At 69.3% G+C, this 22332-nt stretch carries 21 protein-coding genes; 8 read left to right on the top strand and 13 right to left on the bottom strand.

The genetic code is table 11. From position 1 onward, the window contains the following. Positions 1-117: 117 nt before the first annotated feature. Positions 118-1077, bottom strand: a complete 960-nt coding sequence (locus BOX37_RS17835) for a winged helix-turn-helix transcriptional regulator (protein ID WP_084759791.1) — start codon at positions 1075-1077, stop codon at positions 118-120. Positions 1078-1333: 256 nt separating this feature from the next. Between BOX37_RS17835 and BOX37_RS17830 the strand changes: the two genes are divergently transcribed. Next, the gene (locus BOX37_RS17830) at positions 1334-2581 is read left to right on the top strand and encodes an acetyl-CoA acetyltransferase (RefSeq protein WP_071928645.1); all 1248 of its coding nucleotides are present in this window, start codon (positions 1334-1336) and stop codon (positions 2579-2581) included. Positions 2582-2686: 105 nt separating this feature from the next. Here BOX37_RS17830 and BOX37_RS17825 read toward each other — a convergent pair whose 3' ends face one another. The 7 genes from BOX37_RS17825 to BOX37_RS17795 form a co-directional block, all read right to left on the bottom strand. Continuing rightward, positions 2687-4165 (bottom strand): carotenoid oxygenase family protein, encoded by a 1479-nt coding sequence (locus tag BOX37_RS17825; protein WP_071928644.1) that lies wholly within the window; start codon positions 4163-4165, stop codon positions 2687-2689. Next, positions 4162-4674 carry a PaaI family thioesterase gene (locus BOX37_RS17820; RefSeq protein ID WP_084759789.1) on the bottom strand — a complete coding sequence of 171 codons (513 nt, stop codon included), beginning with the start codon at positions 4672-4674 and terminating at the stop codon, positions 4162-4164. Before BOX37_RS17820 ends, BOX37_RS17825 begins: the two co-directional genes overlap by 4 nt. Before the next feature lies 1 nt (position 4675). Then, positions 4676-6415: a class I adenylate-forming enzyme family protein gene (locus BOX37_RS17815; protein WP_084759787.1), complete on the bottom strand. Its 1740-nt coding sequence runs from the start codon at positions 6413-6415 to the stop codon at positions 4676-4678. A 35-nt stretch (positions 6416-6450) separates the two neighbouring features. Then, positions 6451-7653: a thiolase family protein gene (locus BOX37_RS17810; RefSeq protein WP_240504919.1), complete on the bottom strand. Its 1203-nt coding sequence runs from the start codon at positions 7651-7653 to the stop codon at positions 6451-6453. Then, on the bottom strand, positions 7650-9311 hold the full coding sequence (locus tag BOX37_RS17805) for an aldehyde dehydrogenase family protein (RefSeq protein WP_071928643.1): 1662 nt from the start codon (positions 9309-9311) through the stop codon (positions 7650-7652). Before BOX37_RS17805 ends, BOX37_RS17810 begins: the two co-directional genes overlap by 4 nt. Before the next feature lie 177 nt (positions 9312-9488). Beyond that, positions 9489-10430: a winged helix-turn-helix transcriptional regulator gene (locus BOX37_RS17800; RefSeq protein ID WP_071931612.1), complete on the bottom strand. Its 942-nt coding sequence runs from the start codon at positions 10428-10430 to the stop codon at positions 9489-9491. Between the two features lie 44 nt (positions 10431-10474). Then, a complete protein-coding gene (locus tag BOX37_RS17795; protein ID WP_071928642.1) occupies positions 10475-11668 on the bottom strand; it encodes a thiolase family protein in 1194 nt (397 codons plus the stop codon). Between the two features lie 83 nt (positions 11669-11751). Here BOX37_RS17795 and BOX37_RS17790 point away from each other — a divergent pair, with 83 nt between their 5' ends. Both BOX37_RS17790 and BOX37_RS17785 read left to right on the top strand, forming a co-directional pair. Next, on the top strand, positions 11752-13308 hold the full coding sequence (locus tag BOX37_RS17790) for a class I adenylate-forming enzyme family protein (RefSeq protein ID WP_071928641.1): 1557 nt from the start codon (positions 11752-11754) through the stop codon (positions 13306-13308). Positions 13309-13348: 40 nt separating this feature from the next. After that, complete coding sequence (locus BOX37_RS17785; RefSeq protein ID WP_071928640.1) at positions 13349-14314, top strand: NAD(P)H-dependent flavin oxidoreductase; 966 nt, start codon at positions 13349-13351, stop codon at positions 14312-14314. Between the two features lie 167 nt (positions 14315-14481). Here BOX37_RS17785 and BOX37_RS17780 read toward each other — a convergent pair whose 3' ends face one another. Together BOX37_RS17780 and BOX37_RS17775 are read right to left on the bottom strand one after the other, a co-directional pair. Continuing rightward, positions 14482-14907, bottom strand: a complete 426-nt coding sequence (locus BOX37_RS17780; RefSeq protein ID WP_071928639.1) for a DoxX family protein — start codon at positions 14905-14907, stop codon at positions 14482-14484. A gap of 99 nt (positions 14908-15006) precedes the next feature. Then, positions 15007-16821, bottom strand: a complete 1815-nt coding sequence (locus BOX37_RS17775) for an ABC transporter ATP-binding protein (protein ID WP_071928638.1) — start codon at positions 16819-16821, stop codon at positions 15007-15009. Between the two features lie 80 nt (positions 16822-16901). On the opposite strand from BOX37_RS17775, the gene BOX37_RS17770 reads away from it, so the two are divergent. Beyond that, positions 16902-17306, top strand: a complete 405-nt coding sequence (locus BOX37_RS17770) for a MarR family winged helix-turn-helix transcriptional regulator (protein ID WP_071928637.1) — start codon at positions 16902-16904, stop codon at positions 17304-17306. Between the two features lie 82 nt (positions 17307-17388). Here the strand turns inward: BOX37_RS17770 and BOX37_RS17765 are convergent, their stop codons facing one another. Beyond that, on the bottom strand, positions 17389-17808 hold the full coding sequence (locus BOX37_RS17765; RefSeq protein WP_206045677.1) for a hypothetical protein: 420 nt from the start codon (positions 17806-17808) through the stop codon (positions 17389-17391). Further along, the gene (locus BOX37_RS35960; RefSeq protein WP_206045676.1) at positions 17805-17993 is read right to left on the bottom strand and encodes a TetR family transcriptional regulator; all 189 of its coding nucleotides are present in this window, start codon (positions 17991-17993) and stop codon (positions 17805-17807) included. Before BOX37_RS35960 ends, BOX37_RS17765 begins: the two co-directional genes overlap by 4 nt. 131 nt (positions 17994-18124) lie before the next feature. Between BOX37_RS35960 and BOX37_RS17760 the strand changes: the two genes are divergently transcribed. Beyond that, the gene (locus BOX37_RS17760) at positions 18125-18892 is read left to right on the top strand and encodes an alpha/beta fold hydrolase (protein ID WP_206045675.1); all 768 of its coding nucleotides are present in this window, start codon (positions 18125-18127) and stop codon (positions 18890-18892) included. 42 nt (positions 18893-18934) lie between these two features. On the opposite strand, the gene BOX37_RS17755 is transcribed toward BOX37_RS17760, so the two are convergent. After that, a complete protein-coding gene (locus BOX37_RS17755; protein ID WP_071928636.1) occupies positions 18935-19714 on the bottom strand; it encodes a GTP-binding protein in 780 nt (259 codons plus the stop codon). A gap of 132 nt (positions 19715-19846) precedes the next feature. Between BOX37_RS17755 and BOX37_RS17750 the strand changes: the two genes are divergently transcribed. From BOX37_RS17750 to BOX37_RS17740, 3 genes are all read left to right on the top strand, one after another. Then, positions 19847-20296 carry a Zn-ribbon domain-containing OB-fold protein gene (locus BOX37_RS17750; protein WP_420811536.1) on the top strand — a complete coding sequence of 150 codons (450 nt, stop codon included), beginning with the start codon at positions 19847-19849 and terminating at the stop codon, positions 20294-20296. Continuing rightward, on the top strand, positions 20286-21482 hold the full coding sequence (locus BOX37_RS17745) for a lipid-transfer protein (protein WP_071928634.1): 1197 nt from the start codon (positions 20286-20288) through the stop codon (positions 21480-21482). Before BOX37_RS17750 ends, BOX37_RS17745 begins: the two co-directional genes overlap by 11 nt. A 199-nt stretch (positions 21483-21681) precedes the next feature. Beyond that, positions 21682-22308 (top strand): DUF2637 domain-containing protein, encoded by a 627-nt coding sequence (locus BOX37_RS17740; protein ID WP_084759786.1) that lies wholly within the window; start codon positions 21682-21684, stop codon positions 22306-22308. The last annotated feature ends 24 nt before the right edge of the window (positions 22309-22332 follow it).

Genomic DNA, 22332 nt, shown 5'->3' with positions numbered 1-22332 from the left:
GCCGTGCAACCGACATCTCATCCGGGTGAGGGGTACGTCCTCGACGCTCCCTACGGCCGAAGCTTCGGACAATCCGATATCTGCGCCGGACCGAGATGATCCCGGCTCGGCGGAATCTCACCCACGCGCTGTGCGGAGGCGAACGGGTGGTGTCGGCTGCCGGAATTCGGTGTCGGCGCGATGCAACACGGCATTGCAGGCGTTGCAGGTGTATCGGGGTTCGAGCAGGTGCTCGCCCGCGCTGTGCACGATGGTCAGGCCGGATCGCCCGTCCTCGGACAGGCGCCGTGCCGCCCAGGTGTTCAGTGCGGCGAACACGGGAAAGAAGTCGAGGCTCTTGGGGGTGGTGCGATACTCCTGCCGGCGCGCGCCGTCGACGATCGGTGTGCGGACCAGCATTCCGTTGTCGACGAAGTACGCGAGACGGTCGGTCAGGGTGACCGGCGAGATCGATCCGAGTCGGTCCCGGAAGTCGCCGAAGCGGCGATTGCCCTCGAGCGCGGCGGCCAGCAGGAAGGTGGACCACCGATCGGCGAGCACGCTGCTCGAGTCCAGTCCTGGCGCGTCGTCCTTCGCCGTGCGCCGGGAGCGGCGGTCGGCGACGTCGACGAGGAGCGGCGCGTCGACATCGGTCCGTACGTCGCGGGCGGTCACTCCGATCGCCTGACAACCACCGCAACCGAACACCGGGGTGATGACGTGCCCGCAGGTGAGGTGACGAAGGTGGGTGGTCGGTCGGTCGAATGCCCAGTGGCGGTCCCAATTCCACAGTGCGACGAAGGCCGGCCACAGATCGCCGCCGAGATCGGTGAGGCGGTACTCATTGCGTGGCGGCGAGGTCGAGTACGGATGCGCGTCGAGGATTCCGTCGTCGATCAGCCGGCCCAGACGATGCGACAGAACGGCGTCGGAGATCCCCAACTCGTCACGCAGTTGCGCGAAACGCCCGGTGCCGTCGAAGACGGCTCGCACGATCTGCAGATTCCATCTGTCGCCCGCGATGAGCAGGGCGTGCCCCAGCGCGGACGATGCCGGAGGGGCCGGTGGCGCCGCGGCTCGGGGCGGGACTGTGGGCATGGGTCCATCATCGCAAACGGGGTCGGATCCAGTCCCGCCGCAGTGTGCGACGCGCAGCGCGATTTCAGTAACTTCGTATCGAGTAGTGATACCAAAGTCTTGGATTGCAGATGATGGGGTCACCGATGGGGGTTACCTTGGATAGATGCTCTTCTGGTTGATTCATTGGACGGATTCCAGCGCCGAAGAGTGACTCTTGATCTTGTAGTGATGACTGGTCGGGATTAGCCTGAGGTGCGACAACAAGGAGGAACAGATGACGAACCCCGTGTACGTTCTCGGCGGCGCCCAGACCGACTTCGCCAGGAACTGGTCGAAAGAGCGGCTCGGCCTGGTCGACATGTTCGCCGAGACCGTGCCCGCCGCCCTGGCCGACGCACGAGTCGATGACCACGAGGTCGACGTCGTCCACGTGAGCAACCTCGCCGGTGAACTCTTCGCGGGCCAGGCCCAGCTCGGCGGCATGGTGGTCGCGGCGGTGCCGGGACTCGACGGACGGCCGAGCACACGGCACGAAGCGGCGTGCGCCTCGGGCAGCACCGCGGTCCTCGCCGCGTGCGCGGACATCGAGTCGGGCCGATATGACCTCGCGCTGGTGGTCGGTGCCGAGCTGATGCGCAATGTGTCCGCGCAGACGGCCGCCGAATATCTGGGGACCGCGGCGTGGGCGGGGCGCGAGGCGCTGAATGTGAAGTATCCATGGCCCGCGCTCTTCGCCGAGATCGCGCGGGAGTACGAGCGGCGCTACGGCCTCGACCACGCACATCTCGGTCGATTCGCCGAGATCGCGTTCGGCAACGGGTCCCGCAACGGTCTCGCGCAGACCCGGGACTGGGACTTCCCCGCGGGCTCCTTCGACGAGAACGACGAGGTGAATCCCGTCGTGGAGGGGACGCTCCGCAAAACCGACTGCGGGCGCATCACCGACGGGGCCGCCGCCGTGGTGCTGGCCGGCCCGGAGTTCGCGCAGGCGTGGGCCCGGCGGACCGGAGCCGATCTGGACCGGGAGGCGACGATCGCCGGGTTCGGCCACCGCACCGCGACCTTGTTGCTCGCGGACAAACTCACCCAGAGCGCCGAGCAGGACCATCTCTTCCCGCACCTGCGCGGAGCCGTCGAGGACGCCTACCGACGGGCCGGGATCTCGGGGGTCGTCGATCTCGATGTCGCCGAGATCCACGACTGCTTCACCATCAACGGGCTGGTCACGCTCGAGCACATCGGGCTGGCCGATCCGGGCAAGGGTGGCGAGGCGGTGATGGACGGCTCGATCGAACTCGGCGGGCGGCTGCCGGTGAACCCCAGCGGTGGGCTGATGTCGCACGGGCATCCGGTCGGCGCCACCGGCGTCCGCATGGTGCTCGACGCGACTCGCCAGGTCACCGGCCGGGCGGGGGACCACCAGGTCGACAACGCCCGGCGCGCCCTCACCGTCAACATCGGTGGATCGTTCACGACCGCGGTGTCCACGGTCGTCACCCGGGGCACCCGGACGACCGCCTAGCCGGAAACGACGAAAGTCTCCTGGGCGGAGCGGGTTTCGCCCGCCTCGCTCAGGAGACTTCCGGATCACCCCCGGCTCGCCGATGCGGACCGAGGGCTCTGACGCCTACCCGCGAGCCTCGGCCAGCTGGTCGGCGCGGACCCAGGTGGCGTGGAAGCCGGAGGGCACCCGGCGCGGCAACAGCACCCGCGCGATCGGTCCCGCCGCGACGTCCTCGGCGTCGAAGATGTTGATCTCGCCCCGGTCCTCGGCCTCGTCGTTGACGAAGCAGACCAGGTAGCCGTCGGTCTCGCCGGTCGATCCATCGCGCGGCGCGAAGGGCGCCTCCGAACCCCAGCGTCCGGAACCGAATTTGTGCTCTTCCTTGGCGCCGGTCTGCGAATCGAAGCGCACGAGACCGTCGAACAGCAGGGTCGGTTCGTTGCCGAGGCTCATACTGTACGAGTACCGGTGGGAGCGGCCCATGACCCGCGAATCCACGCTGGGGAACTCGATATTGGCGTTGTCGAGCTCAGCCTCGGCGGTGGTGCCGGTGCGCAGGTTGAAGCGGTACCGGTAGAGCTGCGCGTCGAGTCGCATGTACGCGAGCATGTTCGACAGCGGCGACGCGAACGTCGTCTGGTGCTGGGGGTTCTTCACCCGGCACACATCCATGACGATCTCCTCGCCCGCTTCCCACGCGTTGACGACGTGGTAGATGTAGCAGGGCTTCACCTCGAACCAGCGCACCTCGCTGCCCTGCCCGTGCCGGGGAACGACCGCGAATCGAGCGGGCAGCTCCTGGTCGTAGAAGATCCGGTACTTGCCCGCCCGGCGCGCATCGTGGTCCTGCACCAGCGGCAGGTCCATCAGGATCGAGTAGTTGTCGGTGATTCCCATGTCGTGCGGCAGTCGCGGACCCGGCAGGTCGATCTGGGTGAGGTGCGTCTGACGACCATCGGCGCCGATGATGCCGTAGCGCAGGAAGTCCTGGTCGGGGCCGTAGTCGAACCAGATCAGCTCGCCGGTGGCCTCGTCGACCTTCGGGTGCGCCATCATGTCACCCGCGAGGGTGCCCAGGAAGTCTTGCGCGCCGAGGGTTTCCAGCGAGAGCGGGTCGACGCCGTAGGGCGTTCCGCAGAGGTACCAGGTCGCCAGAACCTGACCACGGTGATAGATGACGTCGGTGTTGGCGGAGTCCTTGATCCCGAGACCGTGCCCATTGCCCCACGGATTGCCCTCGGGGTTCTCCATGAGACCGGTCCACAGGGCGCGGCCCGCATCGGACTCCTCGACGAAGGCCTTGGTCCGCACATACCGATTGCGGTACCGCACCTTCCCGTTCTCGAAGTGCGCGGCGTGAATCATGCCGTCGCCGTCGAACATGTGATAGCGGCCCGGCGCCTCGAACTGCCGGTTCGGGCCGTTGCGGAGATACACGCCGTTGAGGTCGGCGGGGATCTCACCGATGACGGTGAGATCGTCGAGGGTGAGTTCGTCGTGGACGGGCGCGAACACGCCGAGGGTGTACGGATTGTCGGTGGCCTCGACCGGGCGGGCGACGGCGATGGGGTCGCCGTTCGCGTGGGGCTGAGTGGACGTCATTCCTGCTCCGTTTCGGTGTCGGTTCGGTGCTGTGGCGCTGTGGGGTAGAGCACCAGCTGGGTGCAGCGGAAGAGCGCGATCGCCCGGCCCGCGTCGTCGCGGACGGTGGCGTCCCACACCTGGGTCCGCCGCCCGCCGTGGACGAGCGCCGCGTCTACGGTGACCGTCCCCGACCGGGCGGTGCCGAGATAGTTGGTCTTGAGCTCGAGCGTCGTGAATCCGGACGCTTCGGCGGGAAGCGCCAGCCGCGCGCCGACACCGCACACCGTGTCGGCCAACGCCACGACGGTGGCCGCGTGCAGGTACCCGTTCGGTGCCAGCAGCGCCTCGCGAACGGGCAGTTCGCCGGTGACCGCCGCGGCGGCGGCCGCGCGGATGCGCAGGCCGACCAAGCCGGGAAACCGCCCGTCCAGCATCGCGTTCAGCTCCTCGACAAGGGACCGGGCCGTCCCGGTCGGCGTCGCGCGTGGACTGCCCACCGCCGCGCGGTCCTCGACCGGTGATCCCATGTCAGCCGACCTTCCCGATCGCGCTGCGGATGTCGCGCCGTTGCAGCTTGCCGATCGGGTTCCGGGGCAACTCGTCGACCGTGACGATCCGCTCCGGCAGCTTGAACGACGCCACCTCCTTCGCCCGCAGGAAGTCCACCAGGTCCTCGAGCTCGACCCCCGCCGCGGTCGCGGGAACCACGACCGCGCAGCACTTCTCGCCGAGCACGTCGTCGGGGTAACCGACGACGGCCACGTCGGCGACCGCGGGATGGTCGATCAGGATTCCCTCGATCTCGGCCGGGGCGATGTTCATCCCACCCCGGATGATGATCTCCTTGCTGCGGTCGACGAACCTCAGGTACTCGCCGTTGTCGCCGCACAGCTCGAAGATGTCACCGCTGCAGAGGTATCCGTCGTCGTCGAACGGGCTCGACGCGGCGGTTCCCGCAAGGTAGCCGGCGAAGATCGTCGGGCCCTGCAGGCGGAGTTCGCCGCGCCCACCGACCTCGGTGACCTGCTCACCGGTAGCGAGATCCACCAGGCGCACCGAAGTACGCTCAGCGACCTCGGTGACCCATGACCTGTCCGGGGCGCCGTAGTTCGGCAGGTACTCGGCCCGGATCATCGGGTCCGGTGTGTCCGACGGTGCGCCGAGCAGACACACGCCTTCGTTCGACCCGAAGAAGTTGAGCACCTCGACGCCGAGGGAGTACTGCCAGTCACGCACGACACCCGGGGGCAGCGGAGCGCCGCCCGAGCCCACCCGGCGCAGCGCCGAAAGGTCGTGCGCGGCGCGCAGGTCCTCGCGCTGCAGCAGCATGGTGAGGATCGCGGGCGGCATGCTCGTGTGGGTGACCCGATAGCGCTGGAGCTGATCGAGATACACGGCCATGTCGAGCGGGTGATGCAGCACCAAGTGGCCGCCGCCCAGCAGCCACGGCAGCAGCGAGGTCGCGAATCCGGCCATGTTGACCATCGGGAACGGGTTGAGCATGACCGAGGCGGGGTCTGTCTCCAGACCGTCCTGAACCGCCTGCCCGACCGCGATCCAGTCACCGTGGCAGCGCGGCACGCCTTTGGGCGCGGCCTCGGTTCCGCTGGTCCAGCAGATGGTGATGCAGTCGTTCACCGATCTGGGTAGGGCCGCGTGAGCACGACGCGCGGCCTCGAGCGATTCCGCGGTGGCGGGAGCCGCGTCCAGTGGCCTGCCTCCGTTCGGCACGGGGAGGCCGAAGGTGAACACGGTGCGCAGCGAGGGCAGCTCGCCGATCAGGCTGAGCGCTTCCTCGGACGGCACCCGGTCACCGAGGTTGTTGACGGTGACAACCGCGACGGCCGAGGCGGATTCGACGATCCGGGTCAGCTCGTGCCGTCGGTACGAGGCGGGCATGGGAGCCGCGATCGCGCCGAGGCGCCACAGCGCGAAGTAGGTCGCGGTCAAGGCGATGGAGTTGGGCATCAGCACGGCGACGACATCGCCGGGACCGATACCCGATTCGCGCAACTGGGCGGCGAGGTCGTCGACGCGGGCGTCCAGTTCCCGCCAGGTCAGCGCCTCGGGGTCGATCCCGCACAACTCGGGCAGGTTCGTCGGATCGGTCACCGCGCAGGCGTCGCCGCGGTCGCGGACATGGCCGTCGAGCAGATCGAGCACGGTCAGCGTCGACCACCACCGGCGCTCCAGGTAGCTCTCGACACGGTGATCGGGATGGCAGGCGCGCAAGCGGTGGGCGGCGATGCCGTGCGGGGTGGCGTTCATGGCGTCTCTTTCGTGCGGTGATGTGGGGGAGCCGGTCATCGGAGTCGGCGGACGACGACGGCGGCGCCGAGGCCGAGCGCCGCCGGGATGGTCACGAGGGCGTGTTCGCCGTCTACCCGGGCGAGCTGGTCGAGGGCGTTGACGAGCAGGACTCCACCGCCCGCGCCCAGTGGGTGGCCGGTGGCCAGTGACCCACCGAGGGGATTGACCCTGACCGGATCGAGCCCCAGTTCCCTGGTCATCACCAGGGCGGACGCGGCGAAGGACTCGTTCGCCTCGATCACGTCGAGCTGTCCCGCGGTGATCCCGGCTCTCGCGATGGCGCGCCGGGAGGCGGCGACCGAGGCCGTGAGCAGCGGCGAGCGCACAGCGGCCTGGGCTACGCCGACCACCTCCCCGATCGGCTCGCTGCCGAGCCTGCCGCGAGCAGCCGCGGATCCGAACACCGCCACGGCCGCACCGTCGGCCAGCTGCGGAGCGGTGGCGGCGGTGTGCAGTCCGCCCGTCGGTCGCTCGACGCCGGGTAGGCGCACAGCGACTCTGCGCCACGACGGGTCCTCGCCGAAGAGGGGAGCGAGCTCGCCGAGGGATTCGAGGCTGAGGTCCGGTCGGGGGCCCTCGTCGGCGGTGAGGATCGTGGTGTCGCCCGATCGGACCGCGATCACCGACCGGGACGGCGGAGCCGCGGCGGCGCGCTGGTGCGAGGTGACCGCGTAGGAGTCGAGATCGTTTCTGGTCAAACCGTATTCGGCCGCGGTGAGGTCCGCGGAAACTCCGATGGTGACGTAGCCCGTGCGGTCGCCGAGTTCCTCGTCGCCGACGAAGGCGGGCCGGTCCGACAGCATCGGCACCCGTGACATCGACTCGACGCCACCGGCGACGACGACATCGGCGATACCGGAGGCCACCTTGGCCGCGGCGGACTCGATCGCGTCCAGCCCCGAGCAGCACAGCCGCGAGACCACTCCCGCGCCGATGTGGTCGGGCCAGCCCGCCCAGAGCACGCCTGCCCTGGCGACGTTGCCGCCCTGCTCACCGACAGCCGTGCTGGTGCCGACGATGACGTCGTCGACGGTGTCGGCGGGAAGCCCGCGATCCCGCAGGGCCGACAGCAACTGGGCGAGCAGTTCGTGCGCGGGTACGTCGGCGAAGGTGCCGCCTCGACGGCGGACCCGGGCCTTCGGCGTGCGGATCGCGTCGTAGATGTAGACACCGGAGGAGAACTGGGACACGGTCACGCTCCCTCGACCTGGCGGCGGTCCTGGACGATGCGGAATCGCCCGGCGATGAACGACTCGTCGGTGAGGGTCGCGTTGCCCGCCGGGTTGAGCCCGGTGACGTGGTAGTCGCTGTAGGCGGCCGCGAACTGCATGGGCATCGAGGACACCAGATTCGCCGAGAGGGAAGCGCCGGCATCGGCGTACGCGTCGGCCACCTCGTCGATGACGGCGTCGTCGGTGCAGTAGAGGTACGAGCTGATCGCGCCGTGGCCGCGGATGCTCGCGGTCGCGTGCGCCACCGCGGACACGGTGTCGGCGCAGTCGACGAGGAACGCGACCGGACCGAACTGCTCGCCGTCGGGAAGCGTGTCTCCCTGCCGGGGGTCGACCCGGACGACCAGCGGGGTCACCGCCCTGGCCTGGGGATAGTCGGGGTGGACATACGGTACCGGCCTGCGCAGCAGGGTTCCGTTCGCCTCGGCCGCGTCGGTGAGCGAGGTGATCGAGTGCAGCGTCGCCTCGGACTGCAGCGCGCCACAGACGGCCGCGGCGCGGCGCGGCGCGCCCGCCAGATCGTCGATCGCGGACAGGAGCGCGGCGACGACGTCGTCCCGGGCGACCACGCCCGCGTCCGTGCGCACCCCCGCGTCGGGGATGTAGATGTTCTGCGGCGTGGTGCACATCTGGCCGCTGAAGAGCGAGAGACCGCCGGCGAGCGTGCGCATCGCCGCGGACAGGTCGGAAACCGAATCGAGCACAACGGTGTTGACGCCCGCGGTCTCGGTGAACACCAGGGTGTTCGGGACGTTTCGCTCCAGCCACGACCCGAACGTGGGACTGCCGGTGAAGTCGACGATCCGCACCTGGGGACTGGTGGCGAGCTGACCTGCGACGGGAGCCTCGGCGGTGTCGACAACCAGCTGGACGGCGTCGGCGGGCAGCTGGGCTTCGGTCAGCACCTCGCGGATCACCCCGACGGCGAGCGCGGTCGCGAGGACCGAGCGGGGATGCGGCTTGACGAGTACCGGGTTTCCCGTCGCGAGGTTGGCCAGGATCGCCGGGTAGGCATTCCACGCGGGGAACGAGGCACAGGCGACGACGAGTGCGGTACCGAGTGGGCGGATCCGGAATCGCTTGCGCAGGGTCACCTCCGACTTGCCGAATCGCTGCCGCCAGCTCACCTGTCCGGGTACTCGGGTCATGGCCGACCAGGCCATCGCCACCGCTTCCAGGCCCCGGTCGAGGGCGTTGGTCCCGCTTCCGCTGCAGGCCATGCTCAGGCTCTGCCCGGTGGTGTGCGCGGTGACCGCCGCGAACTCCGGTCCGCGCTGGTGGATTCGGTGCAGCGCCTCCAGACACACGCCGACCCGGCGCTCGATGTCGGCGTCGCGGAGGGTGGCCGCGACGGCCGCCGCACCGGCCAGTGCCTGGTCGACCGATGGTGCGCGGTAGCTGACGTTGAGCGCCTTCCCGGTGTACGGCGAGATCTCGTCGGCGGTGATCACCGAGCCGGTCGGCGACGAGAGCGCCAGGGTGGCACCGTCGAACGTGGCGAGGACGGCATCGGCCTGCGCGAGGTCGGGCGGGGTGATGGGCGCGTACCCGGTCCAGGCGACGCGGGTGCGGTTGGCCTGCGCCGCCGCCCGCAGCAGTTCGAGGTGGGTTTCGAAGAACATCGGCGCTCGTTCCTGTGTCAGCAGATGTGTGGCGAGATCAGTCAGCGATCGGCAGGTGCGGAATCGGATGTCCGCTGTGCCCGATCAAACTACTGTTATTGAAGTGAAGCAGGACACAGCACGAATTGTCAACGGTCGACCGATGCCGGACCGTTCGAGAGGGGCGGGACGGTCCAGTTAGCGCGGAAGCCGAGTGCCGAACGGGAAAGGTTCGAAGCGCACGGAGGTGCGTTCCATCGCGACCTCACAACCGCGGCAGCGCAGCGCGGGAAGCAGCCACGAACCACAGTCGGGGTGGCGGAGTCTCGGGCCGAGTGGGAGTGCGTCGGGATGCGCGAGCTCCGTCCACGACAGCAGGAAAGCGAAGATCGGGAACAGTCCCCGGCCGCGCGGGGTCAGCACGTATTCGCGGCCGCCGCCGCGTTCGCTCCGGGTGAGGATCTGCATCTCGGACAGCCGTCCCAGCCGCTCGGTGAGTGTCGTCGGCGAGATGCTCAGAATGGACTGGAATTCACCGAAGCGGCGCACCCCCGACAGTGCCAAGCCGGTCACCATGGCGCTCCAGCGGTCCCCGATCGCCTCCATGACCTCGGTGAATTGCAGGTCGACGCGACTCACCGACGGGGCATTGCGGGTCGATCGCCGTCGCCCGCTGCGGGCCACCAGGACCAGCGACGCGCGGTCGAGTTCGAGCTGGGCATCCCGGGTGCCGACGGCGCGGCCGCAGTGCCCGCACATCAGCGCCGGTGGTCCCCGATGGCCGCAGTCGATGTGCACCAGCTCGGGTTGCACCAGTCCTTCGGGGGACCACTCGCGCTGCCAGGCCCAGACGCTGGCCAAGATCTCCCACGTCGCCATGCCGAGCTCGGTCAGCAGGTAGTCGTGGCGGTCGCCACCGTTCTGCTGTGGCCTTCGCTCCATCAGGCCCGCCTCGACCAGCGCGGTCAGACGTGCGGTCAGCATGGCGGGCGGGGCGCCGGTGCGGTCGATCCACTGGCTGAAGCGGCGCGCGTGATCGACGAAGGCCTCGCGCAGGATGGCCAGGGTCAGCCGGTCGCCGAGCAGGTCGATCGTCTGGGCGACCGGGCTCTGCGGTGCGGTGGTCCCGGATTCGGTCACCTCATCCACCTCCCGGTCCTGCCCGCGACGATCGCATCGTGTGCTCAGGCCTCCAACACAATAGCGATGCCCTGCCCCACACCGATGCAGGCCGCCGCCACGCCGACACCGCCGCCCAGCCGGCGCAGATGGCGCAGGCAATCGACCACCATCCGAGCCGCCGACGCGCCGAGCGGATGGCCGAGGGCGATGGCGCCGCCGAAGGGGTTGACCCGATCGGCCGCGATGCCGGGGAGCTCGCGCAGGCAGGACAGGACCATGGCGGCGAACGCCTCGTTGAGCTCGAGTACTCGAACATCGGCGAGCTCGAGTCCCGCGCGGTCCAGCGCTTTCGCGATGGCGGGCACCGGCGCCAGCGCGAACTTGTCGGGCTCGACCCCGACCACCGCCGAGCTCACCACCCGGCCGAGCGGTTCGACGCCGAGTTCGTCGGCGACGGCACCGGTGCCGACCAGTGCCGCGACCGCGCCGTCATTGATCGGCGACGAGTTCCCGGCGGTGACACTGCCGTCGCGCGAGAAGGCGGGACGCAGGGCGGCCAGGGTTGCCGCGTCGGTCACGCGGATCGATTCGTCGCGGTCGAGGCCCGGATGTGGCGTGACGAAGCCGTCGTGCACGCCGGCGGTCCACGCCCGGCCCGCCAGCTCATGGGACCGCAGCGCCCATTCGTCCTGCTCGACGCGCCCGATGCCCAGCTGCTGCGCCACCAACTCCGCCGACCTGCCGAGAGTCTCGACCCAGGTCGCGGGGAAGCGGGGGTTGGGCATGCGCCACCCGACGGTGGTGGGGATGAGTTCGATCTTGCGTGGAAACGCGGAGTCCACCGGCGGGAGCACGTACGGCGCGCGGCTCATGCTCTCCGAGCCGCCCGCGATCGCGATCTCGGCGTCACCGACGGCGACCCGCCGGACCGCCGACAGCACCGCCTCGGCGCCGGAGCCGCACAGCCGGTTGACCGACACGCCTGGGATGGTGTGCGGGAGTCCCGCGAGCAGCACTGCCATCCGCGCCACATTGCGGTTGTCCTCGCCCGCGCCATTGGCATTTCCCCAGATGACGTCGTCGATCCGGCCGGGATCGAGGCTCGGATGCCTGCGGGCCAACGCGGCGATCGGCAGCGCGGCCAGATCATCGGCCCGGATGTGGGAGAGCGCGCCGCGGACCGCGCCGAACGGAGTCCGGACCGCATCGATCACCCACGGCGCGCGTCGGTCGCGGGGGGAATGGCGTTCGGTCATGAGGCTCCTCCTGGGTGCGCGGCCTTGCGGAAATCCGCCCGTCGTTGTCTACTTCAATAACTGTAGCGAATGGGAGGAGTCTCATGTCCATAGCCGACGTGGTTCGCACCGCGGCCGATCGGTACGGGCCCGCGATCGCGATCGAGGACAGCCGCGGGACTCGGACGTTCACCGAACTGTCGGACCGGGCACACGCGCTGGCCGGAGGCTTGCGCGGCCTCGGCATCGCGGTGGGCAGCCGAGTCGTCGTCCTGCTCGGCAACTCTGTCGAGGCCGTCGAAGTCGATCTCGCGCTGGCGCTCGGCGGCTTCGTCCGAGTGTCGCTGAATCCGCGTGTGGGCCCGGCGGATTGGGAACGTGTCGTCGGGGACAGTGCGCCGGACGCCCTGATCGTCGATCCTCGGGTCGACGGAGCGGCCGAGTTGGTCGCGCGGACGACCTCGACCGTGATCACCGTCGACCCGAGTGCGTCGGCCGCGCCTTCGCTCGAAGAGCTGGCGACCGGTCTCGCCGACCATGCCGGAATGCCGGCGCCCGCGCCGGACTCGCTGTGCGCGCTGCACTATTCGTCCGGAACCACCGGGGTCCCGAAGGGGGCCGAGCGGACGCACGCGAACCGGCTGGCGTCGCTCGCCGCGATGCGTGACCACGTGCTCGCCGGCACCCTCGACGGAGCCGACCCCGCGGTGTTCCTGCACGCGGGCCCCGTCATCCACACCAGTGGGCTGTTCGTGTTGCCGTTCCTCGAGGCGGGCGGACGCCAGGTGCTTCTCGATCACCTCGGCCCGGCGGGCCTCCTCGACGCCGTCGAGGCACACGCCGCGACGCACACCGCGCTGGTGCCGACGGTCATCGCCCGGCTGCTCGACTTCGATGACGACCGGCTGTCGGTGCTGCGGCACCTGCGCATGCTCGCGTACGCGGGCGCCCCGATGCCGGTCGAGCACATCCGGCAGGCGTATCACCGCATCACCCCGAATCTCGTTCAGTACTACGGAATGGTCGAGGCGATCCCGCCCCTGACGGTGCTGACCGCGGCGGACCATCACCGCGGCGTGATCGGCAACGCCGATCTGCTCGAGTCGGTGGGGCGGGCCTGCCCAGCGGCGGCCATCAGGGTCGCCGCGAACGGCGACCCGGTTCCCGACGGAGAGATCGGCGAGCTCGTCGTCGCGGGCCCCGCGGTCAGCCCCGGCTATCACAACGCGGGCACGCGAACGGATCTGGGCAAGAGCCACGTCGACGGGCGCCTGCATACGGGTGACCTCGGCTACCGGGACCTCGACGGCTACATCCACCTGACCGGCCGCAGCAAGGACATGATCATCACCGGTGGGTACAACGTCTATCCCCGCGAGGTGGAAGCGGCGATCTCCGCGATCCCCGGGGTCGACGACGTCGTCGTCGTCGGGCTGCCCGACGAGGTGTGGGGCCAGCGCATCGTCGCCGCGTACACCTCGGCGGTCGGCGCGCACGTCGACGGCGACGTCGTGCTGGCGGAGAGCCGGACGCGGCTGCCGGACTACAAGCGCCCCAAGGCCGCGCACCGCGTCGACCGGCTGCCGGTGACCGCGCTGGGCAAGGTCGATCGGGTCGCGGCGGCAACGCTGCTCGACGCCCTCGCTCGCGCCGCATCGTGAACTCACCCCAACCCTGACAGACCCCGACAGAGGAAACGCCATGGCCGACTCGTTCCTGTCCACCCTGCGCCTGCCGGTCGTCGCGGCGCCGATGTTCCTGGTGTCCGGCCCGGAGCTCGTCACCGCGGCTTGTGCCGCGGGCGTCGTCGGATCGTTCCCGACGCAGAACTGCCGCACCGCGGCCGACCTCGACACCTGGATGGGATCGATCACCGACGCGCTGCGCGCAGCGGCGGCCACCGAGGGTCGGGTCGCCCCGTGGGCGGCGAACGTGATCACGCACAGCAGTAATGCGCGTCTCGCGGACGACCTGCGTCTCGTCGCCGAATATCAGCCGCAGATCGTCATCACCGCCCTCGGGTCCCCGAAGCCGGTGATGGACATCGTCAAGGGGTACGGCGGCACGGTGATCGCCGACGTGGTCAACCTTCGCCTCGCGCGCAAGGCCGCCGCCGCCGGCGTCGACGGCATGGCCTGCGTGTCGGCGGGCGCGGGCGGCCACACCGGTCACCTGTCGCCCTTCGCGTTCACCTCCGCCGTGCGCGAGCTCTTCGACGGGCTGATCATCATCGGCGGCGGCATCAGTGACGGTCACGGTGTCGCGGGCGCGGTCACCGCGGGCGCCGACCTGGTCTACATGGGTACCCGATTCCTGGCAGCGGCGGAGAGCATGGCGGTCGACGGGTACAAGCAGATGGTCGTCGACCACGGTCCCGACGACCTCGTGATCAGCTCCGCCATCACCGGCACCCCCGCGTCGTGGCTCAAGCCGAGCCTCGTCGCCTGCGGCCTCGACCCCGACAACCTGATCCCGCCGACCGGGGCGAAGAACTACACCGCGGGAGCGGAGTCGATGAAGCGATGGAAGGACGTCTGGGCGGCCGGTCAGGGGCTCCAGCCGATCCATGCGATCGAACCGGTGCGCACCATCGTCGAGCGGATCGAAGAGGAGTACGTCGCGGCGCTGCGGCGGTCGAGCCGGATGATCACGACTGCCCCGCGTTGAGGTCGGGTCGACCGTGCCCCGGTGTGAGGGTTGCAGTCTCCTGGTATGACGAAAAGCATTCTGGAGAGCGGGATTTCGCGAGGCCGAACCCACCGTTCGGCTCGCGGTGCGAACACGTGAGATCACCGGACCAGGCGTCCGGTGATCTCACTGCCACTGTGATGCGCTCACCGCAGCAGCGAGGTGATGGTGGCGCGGCGTTCGTAGGCGATCCAGGCGAAGATCGCGGCCAGTACCAGCGGGAAGATCGCCATCGCGGGCTTGTCGGCGATGAAAGCCTGTGTCGCGGCGGCGAGGACGGTGAGCACGGACAGGCCGATGGCGGCCAGGGCGCTGACCCGTGGCACCATCAGGCCGATGCCGCCCGCCACCTCCACGACGCCGATGAAGATGAGCAGCCCCAGGGGGATGGTCAGATTCTCCGGCGCGTTCTCCATCAGGGTGTTCGGGATGACGAGTTTTGGGCCGCCCGAGGCGATGATGAAGAACAGGCCGAGCACGATCTGCAGCGTCCACAGGACGCGGTTGCGGATCTTGCCGGGGTGGTAGGTGGAGCCGTCGGCGGTGTTCGCGGAGGGGGTGGCAGTGGTCATGGTCTTGTCCTTCGTGTTGTGCGCGCTCGGTGGGTGGCGCGGTCAACAGTTAGGACGGAGCATCGCCGCAGAACTCATCGCTGCCGGTGCGGTTGATTCTCAGGCCGCCACGACCTCGGCGGCGCCGTGGAGGCGGGCATAGCGGCCCCCGCCCTCGATCAGCGCGGCGTGGTCGCCGAGTTCGACGACCCGGCCCCGGTCGAGAACGGCGATCTGATCGGCATCGCGGATGGTGCTCAGCCGGTGCGCGATCGTGATGACCGTGCGGCCCTGGGCGACCACATCGATGGCGGCCTGCACCGCACGCTCGGTCTCGTTGTCCAGGGCGCTGGTCGCCTCGTCGAGCACCAGCACGCGCGGATCGCGCAACAGGGTGCGGGCCAAGGCGATGCGCTGCTTCTCCCCACCGGAGAACCGGTGACCACGCGATCCGACCACGGTGTCGTAGCCCTGGGGCAGCGCGGCGATCAGTTCGTGGATCTGGGCGGCGCGGGCCGCGCGCTCGATCTCGGCGTCGGTGGCGCTGGGTTTGGCATAACGCAGGTTCTCGCGGATGGTCGTGTGCAGCAGGTAGGACTCCTGGGACACGACGCCGACGATGCGAGCGAGGGTACTCAGCTCCAGATCGCGGACGTCGACGCGATCGATGCTCACCCGGCCGCCGGTCGCGTCATGGAGTCGCGCGACGAGTGAAGCGAGGGTGGTCTTGCCGGAACCGGTCTCGCCGACGAGAGCGAGTGTCGATCCGGGGGGCACGACGAGCGAGACGTCATCGAGCACATCGGGTCCGGCGGCGTCGTAGCGGAAGCTGACGTTCTCGAACCGGACCTCGCCGACGACATCGCGCGGGTCGAGGTCGATCGGCTGGGCGGGCTCGTCGATCTCCACCGGAAGGTCGAGGTAGCCGAAGATCCGGCTGAACAACGCCATCGAGCTGGTGACCTCGACACCCACGTCGAGCAGGCTCATCAGCGGCCGGAAGAGCCCGGCCTGCAGGCTGGTGAACGCGACCAGGGTGCCGATCGTCATGCCGCTGCTGGTCGCCGGGAGCCCGGCGGCAAGATAGATGACGGCCGGGATCGCCGCGAAGACGATGTTCATCGTGGCCATCCGCCAGCGGCCGGCGAGGCGGGCGCGCACTTCGAGACCGACCAGGTCGTGCGAGCTCTTCTCGAAGTGGGCCGAGGCCAGGGGGCCGGTGCCGAGTGTTTTGCCCAGCAGCACGCCACTCACCGAGAGCCCCTCCTCGACCTGACCGTGCAGGTCGGCGAGGTGGCGCTGGCGCTGGGCGGTGATGTCGCGCCGGAGCATGGCGACGCGCCGGGTCAGCCAGATCGCCGGCGGCAGCACCACCAGCGACAGCAGCGACAGCCGCCACGACAGCACCGCCATCGCGATGGCGGTGCCGACCACGGTGGTGACGTTGCTGGCGATGGAGGTCGCGGTGCTGGTGACCACCGACTGCATGCCACCGACATCGTTGATCAGCCGGGACTGGACCTCACCGCCGCGGGTCCGGGTGAAGAACGCCAGCGACTGCCGCTGCAGATGGCGGAACACGTCGGTGCGCAAGGCGTGCATGACCCGCTGCCCGACCGTGGTGGAGATGAGGGTCTGCCAGACGCCGAGCACCGCGGTGAGCACGGCGACGGCGAGCATCCCACCCACGCCCCAGGCCAGCAGCGTGACGTTCTGGTGCGGCAGCGCGTCATCGATCACCATCCGCAGCAGGAACGGTGAGGCGAGGCTGATCGTCGATGCCGCCACGATCAGGGCGGTCAGCATGGTGAGCTGAAGCCGGTACGGCGCGAAGAGTCCGGTGATCCGGCGCAGGGACACGGGGGAGTCGCGCAGTTGTGCGCGATCGTCCGGGTCGGGACGGCGGGTACGGCCGCCGCGGGGAGATTCTTCCATGTGCAACCCCCTTTGGGCTGTGCTGATATGCTGAGGTTACCTCACTATCTGGTTATGTAAACAAATGAGAGGCGAGTTTCATGCCCGACAACGAGAGCGACCTCGTGATGCAGGTGGCCAGGACGCTCCGTCGGCGCTGGGCGGCGGCGTACGCGCCGCTGGGTCTGACGCCCCACCAGGCCCGGGCGCTGCGCGTGACCGGCGAACACGATGGCCTGCGCCTCTCGGCCGTCGCCGACGCGTTGCGCATCAGCGCCCGCTCGGCCACCGAGGTGGTGGACGCCCTCGAGAAGGCGAAGCTGGTCACCCGAAAGCCCGACCCGACCGACCGCCGCGCGATCCTCGTCGCGGTGACCGCCCTGGGCGAGCGAACCCTCGGCACCCTGGCCGCGGCCAGGACGAAGGAGGCCGACGAATTCTTCGCACGCCTCACCGCCGCCGAGCGCGCCGCCCTGCGGGACATCCTCGGCAAGCTCGTCCCCTGAAACGGCGCTCCTCGGCGGTGGTGTGCCGAGGGTTCAGCGGAACAGGTCGGCATGCGGCTGTTCCGGCCATCGAGAGCGTTCGTCAGTCGTCGAGGGCGTGTTCGGGCTGATGGATGTGCAGGGAAGACGGCAGATATCGGACGTCGAGCAGGGCTGCGATGAGCTGTGCGGCCGTGGTGTGCTGCCAGCGTTCGGTCGTCCAGCCGAGGGTGTTCGTGGCGAGGATGTAGTTCTCCGCGCTGACGATGAGAAAGGCCAGGTCGGCGGCGTCTTCGACGGCGAGTCCTCGGCGCAGGGCGTCGCGACCGGCGAGCAGGTCGGCCAGCGCGCGGTTCGCGGTGCGGCGCTGGACCTCGTTGACCTCCCACTGCGCGGCGAGGTCGGGATCGGTGCCGACGGTGCCACGGATGACGGCGAGCAGCGGCCCGACCCGCTCCATGATCTCGCGGCCGCCGACCATCCAGAGCTCGATCACCCGGACCGGGTTGGATTCGGCGCTCATCTCGTGGAACCACGGCCGATCGAGCAGCGCGACCGGCTCGTCGTCGCCGACCGCGGCGACGTCGAGTGCCTCCTTGAGCAGCGTCGCCTTGTTGCCGAAGTGGAAGTGACGGTCTGCACGGCGACGCCCGCGCGTTCGGCGATCTGGTCGAGTGTCGTCGCGCCGTAGCCCTGGCCGAGAAACATGTCCGCCGCCGCGGTGACGATCCGCCGCTTGGTCAGCCTCGTCTTCTCGGCGCGGCTGAGCGTCGGCGCCGATTCGACCCCGACGGCATAGAGCTCCGGCTCTACGCCGACTGAGAAGCTCGAGAATTCCCATGCGGTACAACGATTCCGGCGGCCACGGTGAGCCGCTCATCCTCATCCACGCGGCCGTCTTCGCCGACTGGTTCGTCCCGTTCGAGCGCGAGGCGGCGGTCGCGGGTCTACGACGCGTCCGGGTGACTCGCACCGGGTACGACGACCGCGTGCCCGTAACGCCGATGTCGGTGGCCGACCACGCCGCCGAGTGCGCGGATCTGTTGCGCCACTTGACGATCGATCGCGCACGGATCCTCGTGCACTCTTCCGGAACCGTGGTCGCGATGCAGCTGGCCCTGGACCATTCGGACCTGGTCGGCGAACTCGTCCTGGTCGAGCCGCCGCTGATCGACCCGCTGCTACCGCCCGCGGATCGGGCCACGGTCGCCGCCGCGCTCGGCCCGGTCATCGGCCCGGTCATCGGCGCCGCCGCCCACGGCGATCTGCGCACCGCCTTCGACACCTTCCTGGCGGCGGTGTGCGGCCCGGCGCACCGGAGCGTGATCGAATCCGCGCTCGGCCGAACCGGTCTCGAACGCGCCGAACGCGACTGCGGCTACTGCTTCAGCGGTGAGATGCCCGCGCTCGCCGCGTGGCAGTTCGACGAGGAATCAGCCTGTCGGATCGAGCAGCCGGTCCACCTCGTCGTCGGCGGGGACAGTCCGCCCTTCGCGCACAGGTGGTCGACTACCTCGCCGCGATGTTGCCCGACGCGCGCACCACGCTCGTCCCCGGGCACAACCATCTGCTGCCTCTCACCGGCCCCGCGGTGCTCGCCGAGCTGATCCGCAACCAGGCCCTCGCGGCCTGAGCCGCGGCGCCTTCGGTCAATAGTCGAGGGCGTGTTCGGGCTGGCACACATGCAGGGGAGAGGGCAGATATCGGATGATGGCGTCCAGGACCGGAGCGATGTCCCTGCATGGGGCCGGATCGCAGAGGACGGGTGCGGCATCGCCTACGCGGGTGAGGTGGCGGACGCGGTCGTACAACTGGCCGGGTGAGATCTCGCGCCAGCCGAGGGTGCTGTGCGCCGCGTCCTGTTCCAGCACCGTGGCCACGAGGTCGCGATGCCACTTCTCGGCGACTGTCCAATGGTTGCCGTAGAACTGGGCGGCCATCGGTTCCAGCGTCCACATCGGGATCAGCTCGATGACGCCTTCGAACTCGGGGCCGATGCCGTGTGGAATCTGCAGTGGCAACGGCACCGCGCCATGGGTGTCCGCGATCGTGCGGACGCAGCGGTCGAAGTCCGCGGCGGGGTGGTCGAGCCCGGTGACCAAGCACAGCCGTGCGACCTGGTGGTCGTCGGCGACGCGCAGGATCGCCTCGAGCAGGGGAGTCCGGTGCGCCGCCGCGTTGATGACCGCGATCACCCCGTCGGCCACCCGAATGGACCGCTCCAGTGTCGCGATGGGTGCGTGGCTCGACAGTTCGGCGAATCGGATCGTGTGATCGATCTGATCCGTCATCCACCGGACCATGGCTGTGTCGGACCCGGCCTCGGTGCGGCGACGGGTCAGCCGGTGGACGATCCGGGTCGTCTGCTCGGGGGCCCCGATGATCGTGACGTTGCGAATCGCCTGCGGCTCAATGACTTCGGTGTCCATCGCGTCGTGGTACTCCAGCTCGACCCGAGGATGTCAGCGCATCCTCACTGCGGTGTCACCGTACCTGCGCCCCCGCGCCGATGAAGCGGATTCCCGCCCCAAAGTAGAACGTGTTCCTATACCGTCGGGCTCGTGCAGAAAGAACAACGCCCTGCCGTGGCCGACTGGTTCACTGCGGACGACGGCACGGTGCGTCTGCAGGGAAGTCGATGTACTGCCTGCGGCACACCGTATTTCCCGCGGAACACGCTGGCCTGCCGGAATCCGCAGTGCGCAGGTCCTCGAGACGGCTCCGAACTCGCCGAGTACCTGTTCTCCACCCGTGGCCGGATCTGGTCGTACGCCGACGCCCGCTACAAACCGCCCCCGCCCTATGTCTCACCCGAGCCGTTCGTGCCGTATGTCGTCGCGGCCGTGGAGCTCGAGGTCGAGCAGATGGTGATTCTCGGACAGGTGGTGCGCGGCCTGACGGTCGACGACCTGGCGGTCGGCATGCCGGTCGAACTGACCCTCGGCGTGCTGTACGAGGACGAGGAAGCCGAGCACACGGTGTGGATGTGGAGGCCCGTCGATGACCAGTGATCGCGATATCGCCGTCCTCGGTGCGGGCATGCACCAGTGGGGCAAATGGGGACGCAACTTCGTCGAATACGGACTGGTCGCGGCACGCGCGGCGCTGGCCGACGCCGGAGTGGACCACCGCGACGTCGGCTACATCGCCGGCGCCGACACGATCCGCAACGGATACCCCGGTTTCGTCTCGGGCGCGACCTTCGCCCAAGCGCTCGGCTGGACGGGTGCCCGGATCTCGAGCAGCTACGCCGCGTGCGCCTCCGGTGCCCAGGCGATCGCCAACGCCCGCGCCCAGATCCTCGCCGGGTTGTGCGATGTGGCGCTGGTGGTCGGCGCGGACACCACCCCGAAGGGCTTCTTCCAGCCGGTCGGCGGCGAACGCCGCGACGATCCGGACTGGTTGCGTTTCCACCTACTCGGCGCGACGAACCCCATCTACTTCGCGCTGTACGCCCGCCGGCGCATGGCGCTGTACGGCGCCACCCTCGACGATTTCGCCGCGGTCAAGGTGAAGAACGCCCGGCACGGCCTGAACAACCCGTACGCCCGCTATCGTAAGGAGGTCTCGGCCGAAGAGGTCGCCGCCTCGGCGATCGTCTCCGACCCGTTGCGGCTGCTCGACATCTGCGCCACCAGCGACGGCGGCGCCGCCGTGGTGCTGACCTCGATGGACTACGCGAGACGCCACGGCATCGCCGATCCGGTCCGCATCCGGGCCCTGTCGACGGTCACTCCGACCTTCCCGAAAACGGTGCTCGACCTCCCGGATTTCGCGACGGACTCCGCCGTCGCCGTGGAGCCGCCCTCGCGCGAGTTCCGTTCCGCTGTCGCGCACGCCGCCTACGAGGAGGCCGGGCTCGGCCCCGACGAGCTGTCGCTCGCCGAGGTCTATGACCTGTCCACCGCACTCGAGTTGGACTGGTACGAAGACATCGGGCTGTGCGAGACCGGCGGCGCGGAAAAACTCTTGCGCAGTGGTGCGACGACGTTGGGCGGCCACGTGCCGGTGAACCCCAGCGGCGGGCTGGCCTGCTTCGGTGAGGCGATCCCCGCGCAGGCGATCGCCCAGGTCTGCGAACTCACCTGGCAGTTGCGCGGCCAGGCCGAGGGCCGCCAAGTCGACGACGCGCGCGCGGGCATCGCGGTGAACCAGGGCCTGTTCGGCCACGGATCGGCCATCATCGCCACCCGCTGACTCCGCGCGATGGCTGCGGCCCGCGCCGGGGGGAGGCGCGGGCCGGGAAACGTCATCATGTCCGTGAACGAGAAGTCGATCAGCGTATCCGATTCGCGAACTGTCAGCCTGTCATCCGTCAGTCGGCGGCTACCATGTGAGGGCCGTACTCTGTTGAGTGCCTGCATGTTTGGTGGCGTTGCCCGAAGGATGGAGCCTGATGGACCACACCGACCCTTTCTCTCGCCCTGTTCCGGTCACGGTGCCGAAGCTACTTGTGGGCTTAGGGTCGGCGTTGGCTGTCGCGGCGGCGATCGCCTCCTTCACCTTCACCTCCACCCTCGCGCGGGCGGCCGGAATCCCTGAGCACCTGACCTGGTTGTGGCCGGTGGTGGTCGGTCTCACCGTGGCGCTGATCGCCTGCACCTTCATCACCTTGGTAGGTATCCGCGACGAGAAGGTCACGTCCCTGGTTCGGTTCTACGAGCTGTTGCTCATCGCGGCCGTGCTGGCCAGCATCTGTGGGAATGTGCTCGCCATCTCTCGCGATCCGATCCAGCTGGGCATCCTCGAGATCGCGACCGTGGTCTCGGTTCCCCCGCTGTGCCTGATGATCTGCGTGGGCAACTACCTACTGCTCACGGCGGTCGTTCCCGTCCGCATCGTGGCCGCGATCCGTGAGGACGACTGGCGGCTGCGGGTCCTCGGAATACCCGGCGCGGCGTCGCCACAGAAGGACCCGAACCCCGCCCACGACGACAGTTCCTCCTGGTGGGACCAGCACCGCAGCGAGGCAAGGACTCCGTCGACGCCACCTACGCCTACGGCACCGAGGCCTCGGCGATAGGAGAATCCGCCCATCGAAAGAGAT

Source organism: Nocardia mangyaensis, from assembly GCF_001886715.1.
In the GTDB taxonomy this organism is placed as follows: domain Bacteria; phylum Actinomycetota; class Actinomycetes; order Mycobacteriales; family Mycobacteriaceae; genus Nocardia; species Nocardia mangyaensis.
The sequence above is the reverse complement of the archived record's forward strand: the minus strand, read 5'-3'. Positions and strand labels throughout refer to the sequence as shown.

Excerpts from the sequence above, each read along its gene's own strand:
- BOX37_RS17785 (WP_071928640.1), top strand. The coding sequence starts at position 13,349 with ATGGCCGACTCGTTCCTGTCCACCCTGCGCCTGCCGGTCGTCGCGGCG.
- BOX37_RS17825 (WP_071928644.1), bottom strand. The coding sequence starts at position 4,165 with ATGACGTCCACTCAGCCCCACGCGAACGGCGACCCCATCGCCGTCGCC.
- BOX37_RS17755 (WP_071928636.1), bottom strand. The coding sequence starts at position 19,714 with ATGGACACCGAAGTCATTGAGCCGCAGGCGATTCGCAACGTCACGATC.
- BOX37_RS17745 (WP_071928634.1), top strand. The coding sequence starts at position 20,286 with ATGACCAGTGATCGCGATATCGCCGTCCTCGGTGCGGGCATGCACCAG.
- BOX37_RS17740 (WP_084759786.1), top strand. The coding sequence starts at position 21,682 with ATGGACCACACCGACCCTTTCTCTCGCCCTGTTCCGGTCACGGTGCCG.
- BOX37_RS17775 (WP_071928638.1), bottom strand. The coding sequence starts at position 16,821 with ATGGAAGAATCTCCCCGCGGCGGCCGTACCCGCCGTCCCGACCCGGAC.
- BOX37_RS17830 (WP_071928645.1), top strand. The coding sequence starts at position 1,334 with ATGACGAACCCCGTGTACGTTCTCGGCGGCGCCCAGACCGACTTCGCC.
- BOX37_RS17815 (WP_084759787.1), bottom strand. The coding sequence starts at position 6,415 with ATGAACGCCACCCCGCACGGCATCGCCGCCCACCGCTTGCGCGCCTGC.
- BOX37_RS17770 (WP_071928637.1), top strand. The coding sequence starts at position 16,902 with ATGCCCGACAACGAGAGCGACCTCGTGATGCAGGTGGCCAGGACGCTC.
- BOX37_RS35960 (WP_206045676.1), bottom strand. The coding sequence starts at position 17,993 with ATGTTTCTCGGCCAGGGCTACGGCGCGACGACACTCGACCAGATCGCC.
- BOX37_RS17805 (WP_071928643.1), bottom strand. The coding sequence starts at position 9,311 with ATGTTCTTCGAAACCCACCTCGAACTGCTGCGGGCGGCGGCGCAGGCC.
- BOX37_RS17765 (WP_206045677.1), bottom strand. The coding sequence starts at position 17,808 with ATGAGCGCCGAATCCAACCCGGTCCGGGTGATCGAGCTCTGGATGGTC.
- BOX37_RS17795 (WP_071928642.1), bottom strand. The coding sequence starts at position 11,668 with ATGACCGAACGCCATTCCCCCCGCGACCGACGCGCGCCGTGGGTGATC.
- BOX37_RS17760 (WP_206045675.1), top strand. The coding sequence starts at position 18,125 with ATGCGGTACAACGATTCCGGCGGCCACGGTGAGCCGCTCATCCTCATC.
- BOX37_RS17835 (WP_084759791.1), bottom strand. The coding sequence starts at position 1,077 with ATGCCCACAGTCCCGCCCCGAGCCGCGGCGCCACCGGCCCCTCCGGCA.
- BOX37_RS17790 (WP_071928641.1), top strand. The coding sequence starts at position 11,752 with ATGTCCATAGCCGACGTGGTTCGCACCGCGGCCGATCGGTACGGGCCC.
- BOX37_RS17820 (WP_084759789.1), bottom strand. The coding sequence starts at position 4,674 with ATGGGATCACCGGTCGAGGACCGCGCGGCGGTGGGCAGTCCACGCGCG.
- BOX37_RS17780 (WP_071928639.1), bottom strand. The coding sequence starts at position 14,907 with ATGACCACTGCCACCCCCTCCGCGAACACCGCCGACGGCTCCACCTAC.